The organism is Natronorubrum bangense, assembly GCF_004799645.1.
Taxonomy (GTDB): Archaea; Halobacteriota; Halobacteria; order Halobacteriales; family Natrialbaceae; genus Natronorubrum; species Natronorubrum bangense.
The window spans coordinates 1,376,131-1,396,170 of the sequence record NZ_CP031305.1 but is presented as its reverse complement, the minus strand read 5'-3'; the positions used below and the strand labels follow the sequence as shown (position 1 = coordinate 1,396,170).

Below are 20,040 nucleotides of genomic sequence, written 5' to 3'. Positions count from 1 at the left end.
CTGGCTCGAGCCTACTCGTTTTCGAGTGCCAGCGACGCCAGCATCGCCTCGAGCTGTAGCCGTTCGTTCGCGCCCTCGGAGATCCGGTAATCGACTTCGCCGAGTCGCTCGAGCAGCCGCACAGTCGCTTGTTCGGGAATGTCGAACTCCCAGGCCGAGCGGTGGAGTTGGTCGATAACGTCGCCCCCAGCGAGGCCACGCTCCATCAGGAGGTCCTCCAAGGCGGCGCGGGCGGCGGTAAAGTCGCCGTCGATGGCGTGGTCGACCATCGCCTCGACCTCTTCGGGGCGGGCCGTCGATGTAATCGCGAAAACGGTCTCTTCGTCGACGACGTCGCCCATGACGGCAGCGGCCTGCAGTCCGTTGATCGCCTTTCGCATGTCGCCGTCGCCCGCATACACCAGCGCATCGACACCGTCGTCAGTCACGTCGATCCCTTCGATCGCGGCGATCTCGCGAATCTGGGCCTCGAGGGCGTCCGCCGAGAGTTCGGTAAACCGGAAGACGGCACAGCGTGACTGGATCGGGTCGATGATCTGACTCGAGTAGTTACACGAGAGAATAAAGCGCGTGTTGTTGGAGAACTGCTCCATCGTCCGGCGCAGCGCGGACTGGGCGTCGCTGGTGAGTGCGTCAGCCTCGTCGAGAAAGATGATACGGTGGTCGTAGCCACCGAAACTCGAGCGCGCGAAGTCTTTGATCCGGTCACGAACGACGTCGATCCCCCGCTGGTCGGAGGCGTTCAACTCGAGGAAGTTCTCGCGCCAGTCGTCGTCGTAGACTTCGCGGGCGATAGCTTGCGCTGCAGTGGTGTTGTGCATGACCGTCGGCACGTCACCCGCGACGTAGTTTCGCGTTCCAGGCACCGTGAGGTCGTACACGCGTCGCTCGTCTTGTATCTGCTCGACAGCCGTCACGCGGTCGAAGTACAGTGTCCCGCGAGCAAGTCGATCCAAGTCGACCAGTTGCTCGATGACTGCCATCGAACACATCTCGTCGGCCACGTCGAGGAGCCGATCGGCGACGGTCTCGAACCGGGGCAGGGACGCGAGATCGTGATCGTCGTTCTCGACGAGTTGGCGAACGTCCCTGCCGAGCAGTTCCGTTCCCTCGGCGATCCGGTTGTCCGAGACACCGAGTGCGTCGATCGCTTCTCGGAGCGATTGCTGTACAGCGGCGGTTTCCGGTGTTTCGACGCGCGACTCGAGGGTGACGAGCAACTCGCCCGCACGGCTCGCAGTTGGGGACCGTCGCCCGTCCGCGTACTCGAGCAACCGGTCCGTCCGAATTCCCGTCGTGGATTCGACTTCTTTTCGCGCTTCAAGCGGTTCCAGCGCGTCTCGGCGATCGACCCACTCCGTCGGGACGGCGCTTACGGATCGGATGTCGGACCGGACCCGCTCGATCACTCGTTTGACCTGCTGTGCCGCCTCAAGCCGGTCAGACGCTGCCTCGAGAACGCGGTCGATATCCTCGAGCGCGGATTCGCGGCCGGGGGTGTCGGGATTCAGCGTTTCGGTCACCAGCGGCTCTTTTGACAGCGCGAGCGTCCGACACAAGTCATCGATGGCAGCCTGTGCGGGCATCGTGTCGTGATTCGGATTCCCGGCCCCTTCAGTCGCGTCGGCGAGCCGTTCGCGTTTGTAATCGATACTGAATCCGATGGCGTCTTCAAATCGCGAGAGCGCCGAGACACCTGAGAGATACAGTGCATGATACTGACGTTTCGGCCCGGAGCCGTTCGTCGCCGTCTTCTCGAGACGCTTCCGTCTCGTCGGAACACCGAACGAGGCGAGCAGGTACGAACAGAGCGTAACCAGTGATTCGTCTTTCTGTGTCAGTTCGATCGTTCCCTGTTCTGCGACGGACGCTTCGGAATCGAAGACGGCCCGCAGGAACGCCGCTCGAACGTCGTCTGGAGCGTGAACGAGCGTCGAACCGATGGCCGATGTCGACGAGTCGCCGAAGACGTCGAAACAGGACTCGAGGAAGTGATGCAGTGACTTCGTCCGAAGTTCGACGTAGGGGACGTCTTGTTGCACACCCCGGGTCGTCTCAACGTCGAACAGTTCCCGTGCGGTCCGTTTGAACGCCTCACGAAGCGCGTCGTCCGTGTTGTAGAACTTGATCCGGCCGTTCTCGATTCGGGCTTCGCTAATCGCGAGTCCGAGGAAGCGTGCGAGGTCCGGCGTGAGGTCCCACGGCGGCGTAATCGGACTGGATCGATTGTTGCACGAGGTGACGTATTGCACGGATTTGACGTGATCCCGAAGCTCCGACTCCGCGACGTCAAGCGATCGGAGAGACGACAGCGAGCAGGTCGTCGACGACTCCTCGAGATCGATCGAAATTCCTCGTGCGTAGTTCCCCGCCGTGTTCCGAGAGATGTCGTACTCGGAAGCGATCTCGTCGATCGTATAGCCGCGGCGGAGATAGCCAAGCACTGTTTTCTTCTGCCCAACGTAGTTCTCCTCGGCTGGAATGTCGTGGCGCTGGGCGAACGATTCAGAGACCGTCACGAACGTCCGGTCGCCATCCATCGACGCAACCCAGTCGAGCGATGTGGACGAATCAGCGGCGGCGATCGGCGTTTCCAACGGGCGAACGATACGTTCGTCGCCGGACAGGGTTCCGGCCGCTCGCCACTCGAGTCCCGTCTTGTCGGCCACGAGGAGTTTGTGTTCGGGCGTGACCGTGAACTCGTTTCCGTCTCGCGTCTCGATCGAGACGAGGTCAGTCGCCTCCTTCGAGAAAACGTGTGAAGGAGCGACGTATTCGAACGAGCCGTCGGTGTCGTAGGTCAGAATTTCGAGATTGTCATCCGGTGTCTCGAATCCGTCGACATCGCCGACTACGGTCGAGATCGGAGCGACGCCGTCATTCGTCAATACGGGTGTCTCTCCAGTAACACATTTTCCGGTTCCGGCCGGCCCCGCAAACATGAGGTGCGGCAGGTCGTCCTGCTCAACGTAGCGTTGTAGTCGCGGGACGATATTCTCGTGGCCCTTGATTTCGTCGAGCCGTTCCGGCCGATACTTCTCGATCCAGACTTCGGTCTTGCCGGGAGTCGGCTCCGCCGCCTCGGCGTCGGCCTCGCTCATACCGCTCGAAAGGGGTGGCCGGCAGATAAAACGACCGAACGCCGCCGTTGCCCTCGAGACAGGTGTGCGGTGCGATCATACGGTATAGTATAGAAGCCACTGAAAGTCAGTACATATCAGATCGCATGACGGCTATGCGATCTGTGTGTGAATCGTTTCAGTCGTTACTACAGATTTGAATCGGGCCGTGACGATCACGGGCCTGAGACCGTTTTCCTCGCCGAAATCACTGTTGTACGTTTTTATCGTCAGCGACCCAACAATAGCGCATGAGCAGGAATCGGTTCTCGCAGGCGGTCGTCATCGTCGCCGTGGTCGCTCTCGTCCTCGTCGGGACGATCCCAGCCCCAGTCGTCGCCCAGTCAGACGCCCAAACCGGTGGCACGGTCGTCGTCGACGAAGGCGAAACGGTCGACGAACTCGAGGCGTTCGGTGGAACGGTCATCGTCGAAGGCACGGTCACTGGTGACGTCAACGCGGTCGCCGGCGAGGTGCGGATCGAGGGCGATGTCGGCGGCAACGTCGAAGCCGCCGCGGGAAGCGTCACGATCGACGGCACGGTCGACGGCAACGTCGAGACCGCGGCCGGGAGCTTCACGCTGGCCGAAGACGCCACCGTCGGTGGCAACGTCGCCATCGGTGCCGGAACCGCCGTCATCGATGGGACGATAGAGGGCAGTGCAGAGATCGGTGCCGAGACGATCACACTCGGAGAGAACGCGGCGATTGCTGGAGACCTGCGCTACGGCGGCACCCTCGAGGGGAACACCGACGCCGTCGCCGGCGAGATCGAACAGGATCCCTCGATCGGCGTCGATCTCACGCCGACGATCCAGCCGATCGCGTCGTGGCTGTTCTCGCTGTACGTGCTCGCGTTGAACCTGCTGCTTGGCGCTGCGTTGCTTGCCCTGTTCCCGCGGTTTTCCGACCGCGTCGCGGGACGAGTCGCAAGCGCGCCCATCAAGTCCGGGCTGACTGGACTCGGTGTCCTCGTGGCCGTCCCGATACTGCTGATCGCACTGGCGATCACGGTCGTCGGCATTCCGTTCGCGATCGTCGGCGCGTTCGGGTTCGCGCTCATGATCTGGATCGGGGTCATCTACGGCCGCTACGCCGTCGCCGCGTGGCTGCTCTCGGCGGTCGGCGTCGGCAACCGCTGGCTCGCACTCGTCGTCGGACTGGTCGGCGGCGCGGCCCTCGCCCAGCTGCCGTACGTCGGCGACCTGCTCAATCTGCTCATCTTCCTGCTCGGACTCGGCGCGCTCACGTACGGGCTGTATAGCCACCGACGGGCGAGCCGAGACGAGCCACGTGGAGTCACCGCTGAGGGGCCAGCGTCCGACTAGCTCATCGTGCGATACCCGTTGGTGGCGGGCTCGAGCGACGCGCTCAAGTCCGTGCCCTCGTAACGGCGCGTATGCACGTCACCGTCGACGTCAAAGGCGAGACCACCCACGAGTTCGATCTCGAGGCGGTCCCTACTACGGAGGCCACGACCGGGGAGCCGACCTACGCGGATCTACTTCGTGAGATCGATCTCAGCCCACACGAGGTGAGCGTGCTCGTCGACGGGCGGCCGGTGCCGGAAGATCAGCCAGTCGACAGCGATCACGTGACGGTGTTGCGGCTGATCAAAGGTGGGTAATGGAACAGGTGCGACCATTGAAAGCCAGAGCGTTTTGATGGGGCGTCCCGCAGTAAGAAACATGACCGGTGTTGTCGATGACATAGTGCTCTCGAACGTCGGCCCAGGGCCGGACCCGCTCGCGCTCGCCGATCTCACAGTGCCGGTTGCGCCCGCGGACCCAACGACAACCGACGCCGTCGAGCCGGCCCACGACGCACTCGTCCTGTTGCTCCACCGCGATCACCACGCCGGCCAGTGTCGACGACAGGTTCGGGCCGTCGCCGACCGCTACGACGAGTTCCGTGAGCGGGGCTGTCAGATCGTCTCAGTCGTTCCCGAACCCCGCAGCCGAGTTCAGGAGTGGCAAGACCGATACGAACTCCCGTTTCCCCTCTGTGCAGACCCGGACACAACGGTCGGCGACCACTTCGAGCAACCGATTCGGTTCGGCACGCTCGGCGAGCAGTTCGACCTCGTCGGCCGGATGCCCACCGCGATCGTCTTCGATGTTCCCCGTGTCAACGAACTCGAGGTCGTCGCCACCTATCGCGGCCGAACGACGATGGATCGCCCCGAAATCGACGCGTTGTTAGCCACGGTCGAGCAACGGACGTGACGAATGGACGGCCACGTGCGGGCGGCGACCGCTGACGACACCCTCGAGGTCCGGCGCATCCTCGATGCCGCCATGCTCGAGCCCGGAAACGTCGAGGGCCGGATCGACGCCGGTGACGTCCTCGTCGCGGGCGACCAGCGCGGCGGAAGCAGCGGCGGTCGCGAGCGAATCCTTGGAACGGTCGTTCTTGAGCCCCTCGAGGACGACCCCGGCGCCCACATCGCGGCCATCGGCGTTCGCCGTCGCCACCGCGGTCGCGGGATCGGCCGGACGCTGATCGAGCATGCACTCGAGCGGCGGGGCCGACTCACGGCACGCTTCGACACGGGCGTCCGGCCGTTCTACGACGCACTTGGCTTTTCGATCGAGCCGATCGACGACCGCCGGTATCGGGGCGTCGTCTCCGCGCTCGAGTGAGCCCGAACGGCAATGCAGGCGTGTTCCAGCGGAAGCTTATACCGAAGAACGTGGTACGTCGCGTCGCATGCCACTCGGACAGCTACTCCGCGGTGACCCATCGAAGAACTCGAAACTCTATCTCGCGATCGGCGGCCTCTCGCTCGTCAAGGCGATTGCGATCCGCAAAGACAGAGAGCGGTTCCGTCGGGAACTGCTCGACGCCGGACTATTCATCGGCGTCGGACTCGCGTTACGACAGTACAGCCAGCTCAAAGCGGAGAAACAGGCAGAGCTCGAACAACAGGTGCCCGACTGGGCAGTCAACATCGCGACCTCCGAACCGGCAAAACAGCGGGTTCGAACCATGGCCCAGCAGCGCCTGGGCAGCCAGCCCGAACCGGAGCCAACGCTTCGAGAGCGCGCTCGCGCGATGCTCTCGATGTAGGCCGGTCTGGAGTGCGCCGACCAAGCGCCGCTCAGGACGACAGCGGCTCGAGTTCGGCCGTGAAGTGGCGAATTTCGGGCATCTCGGGCTCGGAGACGAGTTCGAGGCCGGGAATCGATTCGGACTCCTCGAGGACGGCCACAGCGGTTTCAACGACGTGCTCTACGTGTTCGGTGTGGTAGGTCCGACGCGGGATCGCAAGCCGAACCAGTTCTGGCCGATCGGTGTCGGGGAAGGCAAAGCTTCCGAGTTCGACCCCACGGACGCCGCCCTCCTGGTAGAGTGCACAGACCATTGCCTGCCCCGGGAACGCCTCGGGCGGGAGATGAGAGAGGGCAGTCCCCGCGTCGAGGTAGACGGCGTGACCGCCGGCCGGAGTGTAGATCGGCACGCCGGCGTCCTCGAGCATCGTGGCGAGGCGACGGACTTGCTCGATGCGATCCGTGACGTAGGCCTCCTCGACGGCTTCTCTGAGGCCGGCGGCCATCGCGGCGACGTCACGACCCGCCATCCCGCCGTAGGTGGGAAACCCCTCGTAAAGGATCGCGCGCTGCTTGCACTGTTCGAAGAGCGCGTCGTCGTCGGTCGCGACGAATCCGCCGGCGTTGACCAGCCCGTCCTTTTTGCCGCTCATCACGAGCGCGTCGGCGTAGCCGAGTTGCTCGCGGGCGATGTGGTCGATCTCGGTATCGGCGAACTCGGCCTCGCGACGGGCGACGAAGGCAGCGTTTTCGGCGAACCGACAGGCGTCGATGACGAACGTCGCATCGATCTCATCCGCGAACGCCGCGACGTCGCGTGTGTTCTCGACGCTGACCGGCTGGCCCGCCGCCGAGTTGTTCGTAACGGTCTGGATCACAACCGGAACGCGCTCAGCGCCGACGTCGTCGACGACCGCCCAGGCAGACTCGAGCGAGAAATTTCCCTTGAACGGCTCGTCGGCCGTCGGGTCGTGTGCCGACTCGACTGGACAGTCGACCGGCTCAGCACCCTGATTGGCGACGTGGGCGCGGGTCGTATCGAAGTGGGTGTTGTTGAGCACGACGTCGCCGTCTGATAGCAGGCTGCCGTAGAGAACGTTCTCGGCCCCACGGCCCTGATGAGTCGGGACGACGTTGGAAAATCCCATTACCGCCTCGACGGCTGCTTCGAGTTCATCGAAACTTCGCGAGCCAGCATACGACTCGTCGCCCCGAACGAGTGCCGCCCACTGCGCGTCGCTCATCGCCCCAGTGCCGCTGTCGGTCAAGAGATCGATGAAGACCTCCTCGGAGGCGAGATTGAAGACGTTGTAGCCGGCTTCCTCGAGCGCGCGCTCGCGTCGCGCTCGGGAGGGGAGATGGATTCGTTCGACGACCTTCGATTTGTAGGCGACCATACGCGCTTCACGCGACCGCGCGTGTTCAGTCTAGCTGGAAGGTCGTGTCTGCTGGTGTCTCAGGGTGTCCGCTCTCGGACGAATCAGCGCATCGATGGGCGAAAGCGGTATCGGAGCGGTCGGCGGATCTACCGGCCGTCGGCGCTGGCGCTGTTGAAGCGCTCGTTGGCGACCCGCGTCGGCGTCGGTTCGGGCCCGACGAGGTCTAGGTCGGCCGTGGTGTCGGTATCGGGACCCGTCTGCGCCGACCGGTCCGGCTCAGCGTCGGTCGCCGCGGCCGTGGCTGTGGCCGTGAGCGCACGGAGGTCGGCCGCCGTCTCATCGATCACGTCGCCGTCGTCCCGAACCGTCACAGCCGCATCGCCGATGAACTCGAACTCGAGGTCGTCGTCGGCCTGCGCGGTCGATTCGTCGGCGTCATCGCTCGAACTCGGGTCGCCGCCGTCTGCGGCTGCGACCGGCTGTGGCTCCGGATCGGCGTCCTGCAGGTTGGCGAACAGGTCGGCCGCCGTCGTGTCGTCGGCATCGAGCTGGTCGTCGCGTGTTGGGTCGTGGGCACCGCCAGCTGCAGCGAGCTCGTCGGGCGAATCGATGCCGAACGCGGCCAGAACCGCGTCAGGGTCGGGGTCGATCTCGGGAAAGGCGTCCGTTGGCTCCGTACTCATGGCCTCGAGTGGCTCACGCCCGGCCTTCGTTACGACCCTGTTACTGGACGTTCACGAGTTACTACCAGTTTCTACGCACCGCTTTCGGCCAGCAGACGACATGCTTGAGGAGTGGTCGAGAACCGCAGGACCACCGGTCGGTGGTTAGAAGAGGTCCTGGGTCAGCTCGAGAGTATCCTCACGGTCGTCCCATTCGACGAACAGTGCGACGCTGGTCGCGCTCGTGATGATATCCTGGAGGTGGATCCGTGCCTCAGCGATCGGGTTGACGATCTCGCTGATGATCCCCGGCTGGTTGGGGAGTTCGCCGCCAGTGACGCGGATGACTGCGATCGGTGAGTCGACGGTGACACTCGAGAGCTCGTCGCGAGCGATGACCTCACGGTGGAGGATGTTTTCGGCACGTTCGGCCTCGTCTTCGTCGATGTAGAACGTGACCGTGTCCATCCCGCTGGCGACAGCGTCGATGTTGATTTCGTTTTCCGAAAGCGACTCCGAGAGATGGTGGAAGACGCCGGGCTGGTTACGGATCGCACGACCAGCGACGGTCAGGCAGGCAAGGGGCTTTTCGCGCAGGTCGACGAGGTTCTTGAACTCGCCTTCGATGCTCGTCCCGCCGGAGAGCAGGTCACCGTGCTGATAGTGGACGACGCGGACGTCGAGGCCGCCGTCTTTGTACGACAGCGCGGAAGGGGCGACGACTTCGGCCCCGCGGAACGAGAGGTTCCGCAGTTCGTCGACGGAGATCTCGCCGACGTTGCGAGCGCCTTCGACGACGTTCGGGTCGCCGGTCATGACGCCTTCGACGTCGGTGACGATGACGACCTCGTCGGCGTCCATGTACTTGCCCATCATGACCGCCGTAGTGTCGCTGCCACCACGGCCTAGCGTCGTGATCGAGCCATCCGTTCCTTCCGCGAGGAAGCCGGTGAGCACTGGCACCGTGTTCTCGAGATCATCAGCAACCTCGAGGGCACGTTTCTGGGTCTCTTCGACGTCGACTTCGCCGAACTCGTCGGTGATGACAGGCCAGCCGTCTTTGCCAGGCTCGAGGAAGGTCGCGTTGATGCCACGAGCCGACAGGGCGGCCTTGAGCATCCGGACGGACGTTCGCTCGCCCATACTGACGATCTGGGCACGGTCGGCGTCGCCCGTCTCGAAGGTGATTTCGTCTAAGAGATCGTCCGTGGTCGATCCCATCGCACTGGCGACGACAGCGATCTCGTGGCCGTCCTCGACGGCGGCTGCGATCGAATCTGCAGCACGATTGATTCGGTCACCACTGCCGAGACTCGTACCGCCGAATTTGGCTACAACGCGCATACTGCCACCTCATCTGCCGCTCGAATGACGATAACTTCGCACATATGCCACACCGTTACCAGAGCGAGCAGATAACTGTGTCCCATCTGGTGCGCTTTTATCAGGCTGCCGTCCCGCAGGCGGGATTTATGTTCATGCATAGCATTACCACACGACGATGAACGTACGGGACGCTCTCGAGGCAGACGCAGACGCGCTCGCGTCGATCGCTGACTCGCCGACCGACGTGATGCGGAATCTCGTCCACGATCGGACGGTGCGCGTCGCCGAAGACGGGACACACGATCCGAACGCGGATATCGATGGCCCACAGTACAACGGCTCTGATCCCGAGGATCTACTGGGGTTCATCAGCTTTGACGCCAAAGCGGACACGGTTCACGTAACTCAACTCGACGGGACCAACGAAGCGTGCGAGCGACTCCTCGCCGAGCCAGTTCGGTTCGCCGAACGCGAATCGATGGCCGTCGAAGTGTTGGTCTCGCCGGAGACGGAACCAGTCGAGGACGCCGCCAAAGAACTCGGCTTCGAGCGGCATGGTCGTGGGCCGCAGTTTGATGGCTCACCGACGGTCCGATTCCGGCTCGAGCCATAGTCGTCACAGTCATCGTCGGCACGTGTGGTGATACGGACCGTTGTCAGTCAGTGCCGGCACGACCGCGAGCCGTCCTGCGGTCGCGCCGGAACATCGGGACAGCAGTCCGTATGAGTCGACCGGCGACTCCAGATCTGATCCGCGGTCGGTAGCCACTGCCGTGCAAAAACATTATAGTCTCTGCATCGAGTGTTGATACACTGGCACGTGCGGGTCGTAGACACATATCGGACTGTGAACGATTTCGGTGCTCGAGGGTATGTCAAACACGTATATCACTGCTGAAAAGCATCTTCCGAACGGTGAGGGGGCGGAGACAGTGCTTCAGATACGCGATGCCGAGACGAAAGAGATCTTTCACTCCCGGGCGCGCGTTTCGAAAGATCCGACACAGCTCGAGCAGCCGGAGCCGCTCTCGGTTGTCAAAGGGCCCCACGAGACCACGACAGAACAGTGGTATATCGAGTTCGTCGACGAAACGAGAGATATCGAAGACCGACTCGAGGAACTGCTCGAGGACCAACAGGAGCGATCGAACGTCATCAATACGAGATCGAGCGATCTGAACGTCCTGTTGCAGTATCTCGTCGACGCTGGGGAGTACGACTCGACAGCAGATGCGGCTCGAGCGCTCCTGTTTGCCGGCCTCGCCGATGAGCATCCGTCAGTGCTCGAGACGTACGTCGAGGTCAAACGCGAACACGAAACCGACCCACTTCGAGAGGCACTCGAGGGCCACTGAATGGCTGTTGAATCGTTTCGGGCGTTTCTCGACGTCCTCGAGGATGGAGACGCGCTCACGCGGATCACTGACGAGGTCTCCTGGGATCTCGAGGCGAGCGCGATCACGATGCTGGCAAACGAGACGGACGACAAGATCCCGGTCTTCGAGTCGGTCCAGTCTCGGTGTGGTGAGACTGCTGCGCGGCTCGTCGGCGATCCCTACCGCGGCCCCCAGCACCGGCCCTGGGAGTGGTTCGCTCGGGCGTTCGACCTCCCGGTTGACTCCGGCCCAGCCTACTACGAGGGGATGATCGATCGGCTCTCTGAGCCGGTCGAACCGCAGGTCGTCTCCGACGCCGAAGCCCCCTGCAAGGAGGTCGTCCGGACGGGAACGGATGCGAGCTTGCTCGAGTTTCCCTGGCCGTACATTCACCAGGGCGACGGCGGCCGATACGCGACACTCGCGACGGTCGTCGCGCCCGATCCCGACAGCGAGTGGGGAAGCTGGTCGCGCCACCGGGCGATGATTCACGACGACTCACAGGCGAGTCTGCTCTTTTTGGCAGGCGAACAGGTGCCGAACCGCTACTACTTCGAGTACGAACGCAACGATGAGCCGATGCCCATCGCGCTGACGATCGGTGCCGGACCGGCCATCGAGTCCACCGCCGAGGTGTGGATCCCGGTGGGGCGAAGCGAGGTCTCGTTCGCTGGTGGGCTCCAGCAGTCGCCGGTCGGCCTCGTTGACTGTGAGACGAACGATCTTGCCGTCCCCGCATCGGCCGAGATCGTCATTGAGGGGCGTGTGATGCCGGAGGAACGTCTCGACGAGGGCCCCTTCGGCGACTACTTCGGCTATATGAACGGCCCCCGGCGCTCGATGCCCGTACTCGAGGTCGACGCCATTACCCACCGTAAACAGCCGTACGTCCCTTTCTGTGTCGAAGGCAGCGGTGTCGGCTACGGGGAGAACTCCACGAGTACGTTCGCTCTCGCGGCGGGTGGGCCAGACGCCACGTTGGGGTTGCGGGTTGCCGGCTTCGACGTCGAGTTAGCCGTGCCATGGCCGTTTACCTCCCAGACGGTCTGGGTCATCGCGACCGAGCGGCCGTACCCCGGCTCGCTACACGAGCTCGCGAACTTCATCTTTACAACCTGGGGCATGCTGCACATCGATTTCTTCGTCTTCGTCGACAGCGACGTCAACCCGCTTTCGCCCCGTGCAGTGATCGAGGCGATCGCTCTCCACGCCGATCCTGCCACGGACTTTCATCAGTTCGGTGTCGAGCGCATGCCGAAAGTGCCGCTCAACATCTACCAGACGCCCGACGAGAAGGGGAGCGCAAGCGTCGGAACGTCGAAGACCAAGACGGCAAAAGCGTACATCGATGCCCGCGCCGGCGGCGACCGACTGCCCCAGTCGATCGGCGACCGAGCTGCCCGCGAGCAGGCCCGCGACCTGCTCGCTCGAGCCGGCGTTCCCGAATCGGCGTTCGAACCTCCTCACACGATCGAGCCGGACCAATGACGGCGTTTCGAACCCACCTCGAGTTCCTGCGAAAGACCGACGACTGCTGCTCGCTCGAGCGCCCTGATTCGCCGTCGCCACAGGTCATCGCCAGCGAGGCGCTCCGGGCTGATGGACCAGCAGTGCGGTTGACGGCGGCCGACGACCGCATCAACCTCGTCAGCGGGGTCTACGGTGGGGTCGACCAGCTGAGTCGCCAGGAACGATACCCCTGGACCCGACTCGGAATCGGCCTTGGCGTCGACCGAGACCCCGAGTACGTCGATGTCCTCGAGACGATTGCCGGACTCGGCGAGCGGATCGACAAACGCGACGTCACGTACGTCGAACGCGCGGCGACCGCCACCGATCGAACGGTGCGGGAACTCGGCTTTCCGACGCCGCCAGGAGAGACCTGGCCGCATATGACACTCGGCCTGCTGTCGGTCGGAACTGACGAGGGTACATACTGGGCGCCACTTCATGGGACGGTTATCGATACTAATACCATTCGCGCCCGCGTGCCCGATGCGATAACCGATCGGTTCGCTCGTGGCGAGGCAGTGACCGTGGCACTGGGTGTCCCCTCCGAAGCGCTTGCATCGACGACGCTCCTGACGGTGACCGACCGGCTCGGAGAGCCGATCGAGGACCGACGCGTCGGCTCGACAGTGCCAGTGATCCCGACCGCCGGCGGGGTCGTCCCGAGTTCGACTGAGGTCGTTCTCGAGGCCAAAATCGCCGACAAACAGCCGGATACGCGGTCGGAAAAGCGAGCGTTCTGGGAGCAACTCGTCGATGGGTCGACGTTGACACTCGACGTCACCAGCGTGTTCACCCGCGAGAACGCTATCGTTCCGTTTACGCCACTTGGCGTGCCACTCGCCGACGACCTGCAACTCGTCGGGCTCGCACTGGCAGCACAGCTCTACGATCGAGTCAACAACTACTGGGGCGTCTCGCCCGTCGAGTGGCTCTTGCTCCCGGCGGCGGGCCGGCTCGGCATCTGCGTCATCTCGACGGAGATCCTGTACGCTGGCTTCGAGTGGCAGCTGTCGAACTTCCTGTTTTTCTTTTCAGACTGTTTCGATACGGTCGTGCTCGTCGACGAGGACACCAGCCCGCGCGACCTCGGGCAGGTCTTCGGCGATATCTGGGTGAAAGCTCATCCCGCTCGAGACTGGCTGTTCAGCGAACCCAACGCCCCAGTCGCCCGGCTGCCAACCTACAGCCGGGACGACACCGGTGCTCGCCTCTACATTGACGCGACGTGGGACCCACGCTGGGAAGAGGCGTATATCGCGCCGCGGGTCTCGGTGACCGAGTCGTACCCGCCCACGCTTCGGGCAGCCATTCAGGGCTCGTGGGGCGAGTTCGGGTTCGACGCCGACCTCGACGACGTGCTGTAGCGAGTGGATCGGCTCGAGTGCACGCCAGTCTCGAGGCCGAACTGTCCCAAAAACTGTTACTGAGACGGAACGTACACTGGCCCGTGCCACTCACGCCAGATAGACGGTTGCAGTGTCGAATCGCTGGCGCGCTTGCGCTGGTAGTGGCCGTCAACGGACTCGTACTGTCCGTGGTCGCGTGGAGTGGCAGCCAACTCCTCTCTGCGAGCGGGCGCTCGATCGAGTTCGAGGTCGGGCTCGCACCCGCCATCGGCGCAGTTCTCTTCGGTGCGGTCGGCCTCGTTGCCGTGCAGGCACGGTACGGCTCCCGGACAGTCGTTTCTGGACTCGCGCTTGCCGACCTCGAGGGCGATGGACCGCGAAACGTCGGTGGACGAGTCCAGCGACTGGCAACGCAGGCAGACGTCCCCCGACCCTCGGTCGCCGTCGCCGACGACGCCGACCCGGGCTGTCTGACCGTCGGCACCCAACGGTCGCCGACGATCGTCGTGACGACGGGACTGCTCGAGGCTCTCGACGACGACGAACTCGACGCGGCGCTCGCACACGAGGTCGCCCATATCGCGAACCGCGACCTCCCGGTCGTTACCGCCGTCGCCGCGACCGTCGCAGTCGGCGATCGGCTGCTCGAGCGCGAACGGCGGCTTCGGCGCGTGCTCTGGGCCACCCTGTGGCTGGCGATCATCACCGGTATTGGGATCATCGTCCTCGCGATTCCGATCATCGTGCTCGGACTGGGCTATCTCGGCTTGAGCGCCGTCGCGCGGGGCCTACTCGGCGTGAACGCGATCGCGCTCGGCCTGTTCTCGAAGGCTCGCGAGTACGCCGCCGATCGTGGTGCGGTCCAGCTCACCGGAAACCCAGCCGCGCTGGCCGCTGCCCTCGAGACGCTCGAGGACGTACGCCCGGCGCGGGACGTCCGGGTCGACGCCAGCGCGACGCTCGGCATCGTCGCCCAACCGCTGGCACTCGAGGCGCGTGAGGACGACGAGGACGAGCACTGGGTCGACCGATGGGCCCCGAAACTCACACCCGAGTTCACGGATCCGGATGTCGTGGATCGGGCCGTACTCTACGTTGGCCGGTGGCTTCGCGAGTGGATCATCACACCGGTGTCGACACGCGTTCGTCGCCTGCTCGCGTGGCGGCCGCAGACCCATCCGGCGACCGAGGCCCGGACCGAGCGGTTGCGAACGCTCGAGCGACGGCGACGGAACTGAGACGGACGGTCTGCCCGTCGTTTTCTGGCGGTGTGGACGTCGCTCGGTCGATTCCACCAACTGCCACGTCTCGAGGAACTCGAGTCGCGCATTCGCTGACGACCCCTCCAAATCGACTTGAATGGTGTTTTCGAAACTGTTTACGCAAGCCGGCGTCGGGTTTTGGACCGCGACGGACGGAACCATTCGTTTCTATTTTACTCATGGATGTTGAAAACATCCGGTGCAGTTATTACTGAGAATGGGACCAGCAGTGGTGTATGCCATCGAGCCACAATCTTCCGGATTACGAGCAGGTTCGCGAGGAATTTAGCTGGGACGACCTCTACAATGCGGCTGACTGGGACGCACCGGGTGAACTGAACATCGCCCACGAGGTCTGTGATCGACACGCCGAGAACAAGGAGAAAGTCGCCCTCTATCAGGTGGGCGAGGACGGTGAGTTGACGACGCTGACGTTCTGGGAGTTGGCCAACCAGACGAGTCAGTTCGCGAACGTCCTCGAGGATCTCGGTATCGACCAGGGCGATCGGGTCTTCTCCTACATGCCCCGAATCCCCGAACACTACGTCGCGCTGGTGGGGACGCTCAAACGCGGGGCCGTCTTCGGCGGCATCAACGAGCGCTTCGGCCCCGACGGCATCTCCTATCGGCTGGACGACTGTGATGCGAAAGCGATCGTCACCACCGCCGACAACCGCGACACCGTCGAAGCGGCCCTCGAGGACGCCCCGTCGGTCGAACACGTCATCATCGTCAGCGACGACGGGACGGGCATTCGACGCGGCGACGTCAGCTACTACAGCGAGATGGAGACGGCGAGTCGCGAGTACGAGCCGGCGGCGACGGGCGGCGAGGACGACGCCTTGCTCTACTACACCAGCGGCACAACGGGGCTGGCGAAAGGTGTCCGACACAAACACCGGTGGGTTACCGGTGTCGCCGCCACCCAGAAGTACGCTGTCGACCTCCAGGAGGGCGACTGCTACTGGTCGACCGGCGACCTGGGCTGGCTAACCGGCCCGATCAACACGCTCGGGGCCTGGTTCTGGGGCACTGCCCTGTTCACCTACGAGGGCGAGTTCGACCCCGAAACGTGGGCCGATTTGCTCGATGAGTTCCCCATCACGGTGTTGTTCTCGGTGCCGACGGCCTACCGGATGCTGCGCGAACACGAGGAGGTCCTCGAGGACGTCACGCTTGATCTGCGACACGCGCTGTCGATCGGCGAACCACTCTCGGCGGGCGTCGTCGAATGGGGCGAGGAGACGCTTGGGGTGACGATCCACGACACCTACGGCCAGACCGAGACGGGCAACATGATTATCAACAACTATCCGACGATGGAGCTCCGGCCGGGCTCGATGGGCAAGCCGCTGCCCGGGGTCGAGGCCGATATCGTCGATCCGGAGACGGGCGAAGTCCTCGAGCCCGGCGAAACGGGCGAGATCGCCCAACGCGGGGACTACCCCTGCTTCTTCGCGGAGTACTGGCAGAAACCAGAGAAGACCGCGGAGTGTTTCATCGATGGCCCCGATGGCGAGTGGTATCTCTCGGGCGACCTCGCCCACAAAGACGAGGACGGCTACCTCTGGTTCGAGGGCCGGGCTGACGACGTCATCCTCTCGTCGGGCTACCGGATCGGTCCGTTCGAGGTCGAGAGTTCACTCGGCGAACACGAGGCCGTCGCCGAGTCCGCCGTCGTGCCCAAACCCCACCGCGAGCGGGGCAACATCGTGAAAGCCTACATCGTGCCAAGCGAGGGGACGACGACCTCCGCCGAGCTCAAAGAGGAGATCAAAGCCCATGTGCGAGACGAGCTCTCGGCCCACGAGTACCCCCGTGAGATCGAGTTCCGCGAGGAACTGCCCAAGACGGTCACCGGGAAGATCCGCCGGACGGAGCTCCAAGACGAGGTCGAAGAGGAAGTCGAGGCGGCCTGATCAGGTCCGAACGCCTCGAGTACAGCGATCGAACGATGCGACAGCAGCACCCGGGATGTCCCGGACGATACGATACGAATCCACCGATGAACTTCGAAGACACACACGAACGGTCGATGATCCGCCAGACAGCGGCGGAGATCGCCGAGCAGTACGGACCGGAACACTGGCGCGAGAAAGAAGAAAACGGCGAGTTCTCCACGGCGTTCTGGAACGAACTCGGCGAGGCCGGCTTCCACGGTCTCCTCGTCCCCGAGGAGTACGACGGCGCTGGCATGGGAATGCAGGAGATGGGGTTGGCCATGGAAACCCTCTGTGCCGAGGGCTGTGGCATGGCCGGCACGTGGTATCTCGTGTTGACCGCCGGGATGGCCGCCGTCGGCATCCGCGAAAACGGCACCGAGGCACAGAAAGAACGCTACCTGCCCGACATCGCAACCGGCGCGCGCAACTTCTCGATCGGGATCACCGAGCCCGAGGCAGGAACGAACACGCTCAACGTCGCCACTCGAGCCGAAAAGGACGGCGACGAGTACGTCCTCAACGGCAAGAAGGCGTGGATCACGTTCGCGGATCGGGCCGACAACATGATCCTCGTCACGCGGACGACGCCCCGTGAAGAGGTCGACCGCGGCACCGACGGAATCAGCCTCTTCGTCGTCGATATGGACGACCCGAACATCGACGTCTCCCCGATCCCAAAACACGCGATGAACTACTCGAAATCGTGTGAGGTGTTCCTCGAGAACGTTCGCGTGCCCAAGGAGAACCTACTGGGTGAGGAAGACGACGGCTGGTGGGTACTGGTCGACATGCTCAACCCCGAGCGAATCGGCTTCGCGGCCGCCGGCACCGGAATCGGCAAACTCGCTTCGAACGCAGCGATCCAGTACGCCAACGACCGCGAGATCTTCGGCGCACCGATCGGCACCCACCAGGCCGTCTCGTTCCCGATCACGGAAGCCTACGCGAAAATGGAGACGGCCGCGCTCATGCGTGAGAAAGCCGCCTGGCTCTACGATCAGGGCGAAGAGTGTGGCTACGAGACTAACGTCGCGAAGGCGACGGCCGTCGACGCCGGCATCGAGGCAGTCAAACACTCGATGCAGGCCTTTGGCGGCTGGGGGTACGCCACGGAGTACGACGTCGAGCGTTGGTGGCGCGAGATCAACCTCACGCGACTCGCACCCGTTTCTCAGCAGATGGCGTACAACCACATCGGCCAACAGCTCGGCTTCCCCAAATCCTACTGACCATGTTCGAGAAACTACTGGTCGCGAACCGCGGCGAAATCGCCGTCCGCGTCATGAGCGCCTGTGAGGAACTCGGCATCGAAACGGTCGCCGTCTACAGCGACGCCGACCGAGACGGCGGCCACATCGAATACGCCGACGAAGCGTACAACATCGGCCCCGCGCCGGCAAGCGAGTCGTATCTCGACGGCGACGAGATCATCGAGGTCGCCAACCGCGCGGGAGCCGACGCGATCCACCCCGGCTACGGCTTTCTCGCGGAAAACGCCGCGTTCGCAAGCCAGGTCGAGGACGCCGAAGGGATCACCTGGGTCGGTCCCTCGAGTGACGCCATGACGGCCTTGGGCGAAAAGACCAACGCCCGGCGGATCATGCAAGACGCTGACGTCCCGGTCGTGCCGGGGACGACCGACCCCGTCGAGTCGGCCGCCGAGGTGCGCGAGCTGGGCGACGAGTTCGGCTACCCGATCGCCATCAAGGCCGAAGGCGGTGGTGGCGGCCGCGGCATGAAGATCGTCCGCGGCGACGACGAGGTCGAGGACGCCTTCGAGAGCGCCAAACGCGAGGGCGAGGCCTACTTCGACAACGACTCGGTCTACGTCGAGAAGTTCCTCGAGGCCCCAAAACACGTCGAGGTTCAGATTCTCGCGGACGAACACGGGACGGCGCTGCATCTGGGTGAGCGAGACTGCTCGCTCCAGCGTCGCCACCAGAAGGTGATCGAAGAAGCGCCGAGCCCGGCCCTCGATTCGGAGCTTCGCGAGGCGATCGGCAACGCGGCCCGACGGGGCGTCCGCGAGGCCGACTACACGAACGCGGGCACGGTGGAGTTCCTCGTGGAAGACAGCGTTGCGTCGGAGACGCAACGAGGGGAAGGCGGCGACGCCGCCGAACCGCAGTTCTACTTCATGGAGGTCAACACCCGGATTCAGGTCGAACACACCGTTACCGAGGAGGTAACGGGCATCGACATCGTCCGCGAACAGCTCCGCATCGCAGCCGGCGAGGAACTCCCCTACACGCAAGACGACATCGAGATCGACGGCCACGCGATGGAGTTTCGGATCAACGCCGAGAACCCCGCGAACGGGTTCGCGCCGACGCCAGGCACGTTGTCTACCTACGACCCGCCGGGCAGCCTCGGCGTCCGGATCGACGACGCGATCGCAAAGGGAGACGTGATCGCCGGCGACTACGACTCGATGATCGCGAAGCTGATCGTTCGCGCACCGACGCGAGAGCGCTGTCTCGAGCGGTCGCGACGAGCACTCACCCACTTCGACGTCGGCGTCGAGACGACGATTCCGTTCCACCGGCTGATGCTCGAAGACGAGACGTTTCGCGCGGGCGCACACACGACAAACTATCTCGATGAGACAGTCAGCGACGACGACCTCGCAGCCGCCGTCGAACGCTGGAGTACGGCCGTCGACGACGACGGCGCGACCGGCAGCGACTCGACGAACGACCTTGTCGTCGAGGTCGAGGGACAGCGGTTCGACGTCGCCGTCACTGGGGACATCCCGCGGGCAGCCAGCAGTAACGGCGGGGCCGACGCGGGCGGCTCCGCGACGGGATCGACGGCCTCGAGCACCGGCAGCGCCGGTGGACAGGTCACCGCGAGCGACGCAGTGACAGCTGAGATGCAGGGAACCGTGCTCTCCGTGAACGTCTCCCCCGGCGAACGAGTCGCACAGGGAGAGGTCGTCTGCGTCCTCGAGGCGATGAAGATGGAAAACGACGTGGTGGCACCGGCCGCCGGCACCGTCGCGGACGTTGCCGTGACGGACGGTGACACAGTTGATATGGGCGACCCACTGGTCGTCCTAGAGTAAC

Annotated in this window: 17 protein-coding genes; 13 read left to right on the top strand and 4 right to left on the bottom strand. The window is 63.9% G+C overall.

All coding sequences use genetic code 11. From position 1 onward, the window contains the following. Window positions 1–11: 11 nt before the first annotated feature. Window positions 12–3,101 (bottom strand): replication factor C small subunit, encoded by a 3,090-nt coding sequence (locus DV706_RS06950; RefSeq protein ID WP_006065341.1) that lies wholly within the window; start codon window positions 3,099–3,101, stop codon window positions 12–14. 269 nt (window positions 3,102–3,370) lie between these two features. On the opposite strand from DV706_RS06950, the gene DV706_RS06945 reads away from it, so the two are divergent. The 5 genes from DV706_RS06945 (at window position 3,371) to DV706_RS06925 (ending at window position 6,188) form a co-directional block, all read left to right on the top strand. Next, entirely contained in the window at window positions 3,371–4,447 is a 1,077-nt protein-coding gene (locus DV706_RS06945; protein WP_006065342.1) for a bactofilin family protein, read from the top strand. Window positions 4,448–4,518: 71 nt separating this feature from the next. Further along, window positions 4,519–4,746, top strand: coding sequence for a ubiquitin-like small modifier protein SAMP2 (samp2, locus tag DV706_RS06940; RefSeq protein WP_006065343.1), 228 nt, complete (start codon window positions 4,519–4,521; stop codon window positions 4,744–4,746). A gap of 61 nt (window positions 4,747–4,807) precedes the next feature. After that, window positions 4,808–5,344 carry a redoxin domain-containing protein gene (locus DV706_RS06935; RefSeq protein ID WP_006065344.1) on the top strand — a complete coding sequence of 179 codons (537 nt, stop codon included), beginning with the start codon at window positions 4,808–4,810 and terminating at the stop codon, window positions 5,342–5,344. A gap of 3 nt (window positions 5,345–5,347) precedes the next feature. Continuing rightward, complete coding sequence (locus DV706_RS06930; RefSeq protein WP_006065345.1) at window positions 5,348–5,761, top strand: GNAT family N-acetyltransferase; 414 nt, start codon at window positions 5,348–5,350, stop codon at window positions 5,759–5,761. Window positions 5,762–5,828: 67 nt separating this feature from the next. After that, window positions 5,829–6,188 (top strand): hypothetical protein, encoded by a 360-nt coding sequence (locus DV706_RS06925; RefSeq protein WP_006065346.1) that lies wholly within the window; start codon window positions 5,829–5,831, stop codon window positions 6,186–6,188. A gap of 31 nt (window positions 6,189–6,219) precedes the next feature. Here DV706_RS06925 and DV706_RS06920 read toward each other — a convergent pair whose 3' ends face one another. The 3 genes from DV706_RS06920 to DV706_RS06910 form a co-directional block, all read right to left on the bottom strand. Then, entirely contained in the window at window positions 6,220–7,566 is a 1,347-nt protein-coding gene (locus DV706_RS06920; protein ID WP_006065347.1) for a tryptophanase, read from the bottom strand. Window positions 7,567–7,694: 128 nt separating this feature from the next. Beyond that, a complete protein-coding gene (locus DV706_RS06915) occupies window positions 7,695–8,231 on the bottom strand; it encodes a hypothetical protein (protein WP_006065348.1) in 537 nt (178 codons plus the stop codon). 144 nt (window positions 8,232–8,375) lie between these two features. Then, on the bottom strand, window positions 8,376–9,554 hold the full coding sequence (locus DV706_RS06910; RefSeq protein WP_006065349.1) for an aspartate kinase: 1,179 nt from the start codon (window positions 9,552–9,554) through the stop codon (window positions 8,376–8,378). Window positions 9,555–9,711: 157 nt separating this feature from the next. Between DV706_RS06910 and DV706_RS06905 the strand changes: the two genes are divergently transcribed. The 8 genes from DV706_RS06905 (at window position 9,712) to DV706_RS06870 (ending at window position 20,039) form a co-directional block, all read left to right on the top strand. Further along, window positions 9,712–10,149, top strand: coding sequence for a hypothetical protein (locus tag DV706_RS06905; protein ID WP_006065350.1), 438 nt, complete (start codon window positions 9,712–9,714; stop codon window positions 10,147–10,149). Window positions 10,150–10,408: 259 nt separating this feature from the next. Next, the gene (locus tag DV706_RS06900) at window positions 10,409–10,891 is read left to right on the top strand and encodes a hypothetical protein (RefSeq protein WP_006065351.1); all 483 of its coding nucleotides are present in this window, start codon (window positions 10,409–10,411) and stop codon (window positions 10,889–10,891) included. Further along, the gene (locus tag DV706_RS06895) at window positions 10,892–12,400 is read left to right on the top strand and encodes a UbiD family decarboxylase (RefSeq protein ID WP_006065352.1); all 1,509 of its coding nucleotides are present in this window, start codon (window positions 10,892–10,894) and stop codon (window positions 12,398–12,400) included. It begins immediately after the preceding gene. After that, on the top strand, window positions 12,397–13,788 hold the full coding sequence (locus DV706_RS06890) for a UbiD family decarboxylase (protein WP_006065353.1): 1,392 nt from the start codon (window positions 12,397–12,399) through the stop codon (window positions 13,786–13,788). Before DV706_RS06895 ends, DV706_RS06890 begins: the two co-directional genes overlap by 4 nt. 83 nt (window positions 13,789–13,871) lie before the next feature. Next, a complete protein-coding gene (locus DV706_RS06885) occupies window positions 13,872–15,008 on the top strand; it encodes a M48 family metallopeptidase (protein ID WP_049889699.1) in 1,137 nt (378 codons plus the stop codon). Window positions 15,009–15,268: 260 nt separating this feature from the next. Then, the gene (locus tag DV706_RS06880) at window positions 15,269–16,951 is read left to right on the top strand and encodes an acyl-CoA synthetase (RefSeq protein ID WP_006065355.1); all 1,683 of its coding nucleotides are present in this window, start codon (window positions 15,269–15,271) and stop codon (window positions 16,949–16,951) included. A gap of 86 nt (window positions 16,952–17,037) precedes the next feature. Further along, entirely contained in the window at window positions 17,038–18,204 is a 1,167-nt protein-coding gene (locus tag DV706_RS06875) for an acyl-CoA dehydrogenase family protein (RefSeq protein WP_006065356.1), read from the top strand. A gap of 2 nt (window positions 18,205–18,206) precedes the next feature. Then, window positions 18,207–20,039 carry an acetyl/propionyl/methylcrotonyl-CoA carboxylase subunit alpha gene (locus tag DV706_RS06870; RefSeq protein ID WP_006065357.1) on the top strand — a complete coding sequence of 611 codons (1,833 nt, stop codon included), beginning with the start codon at window positions 18,207–18,209 and terminating at the stop codon, window positions 20,037–20,039. Window position 20,040 lies beyond the last annotated feature (1 nt).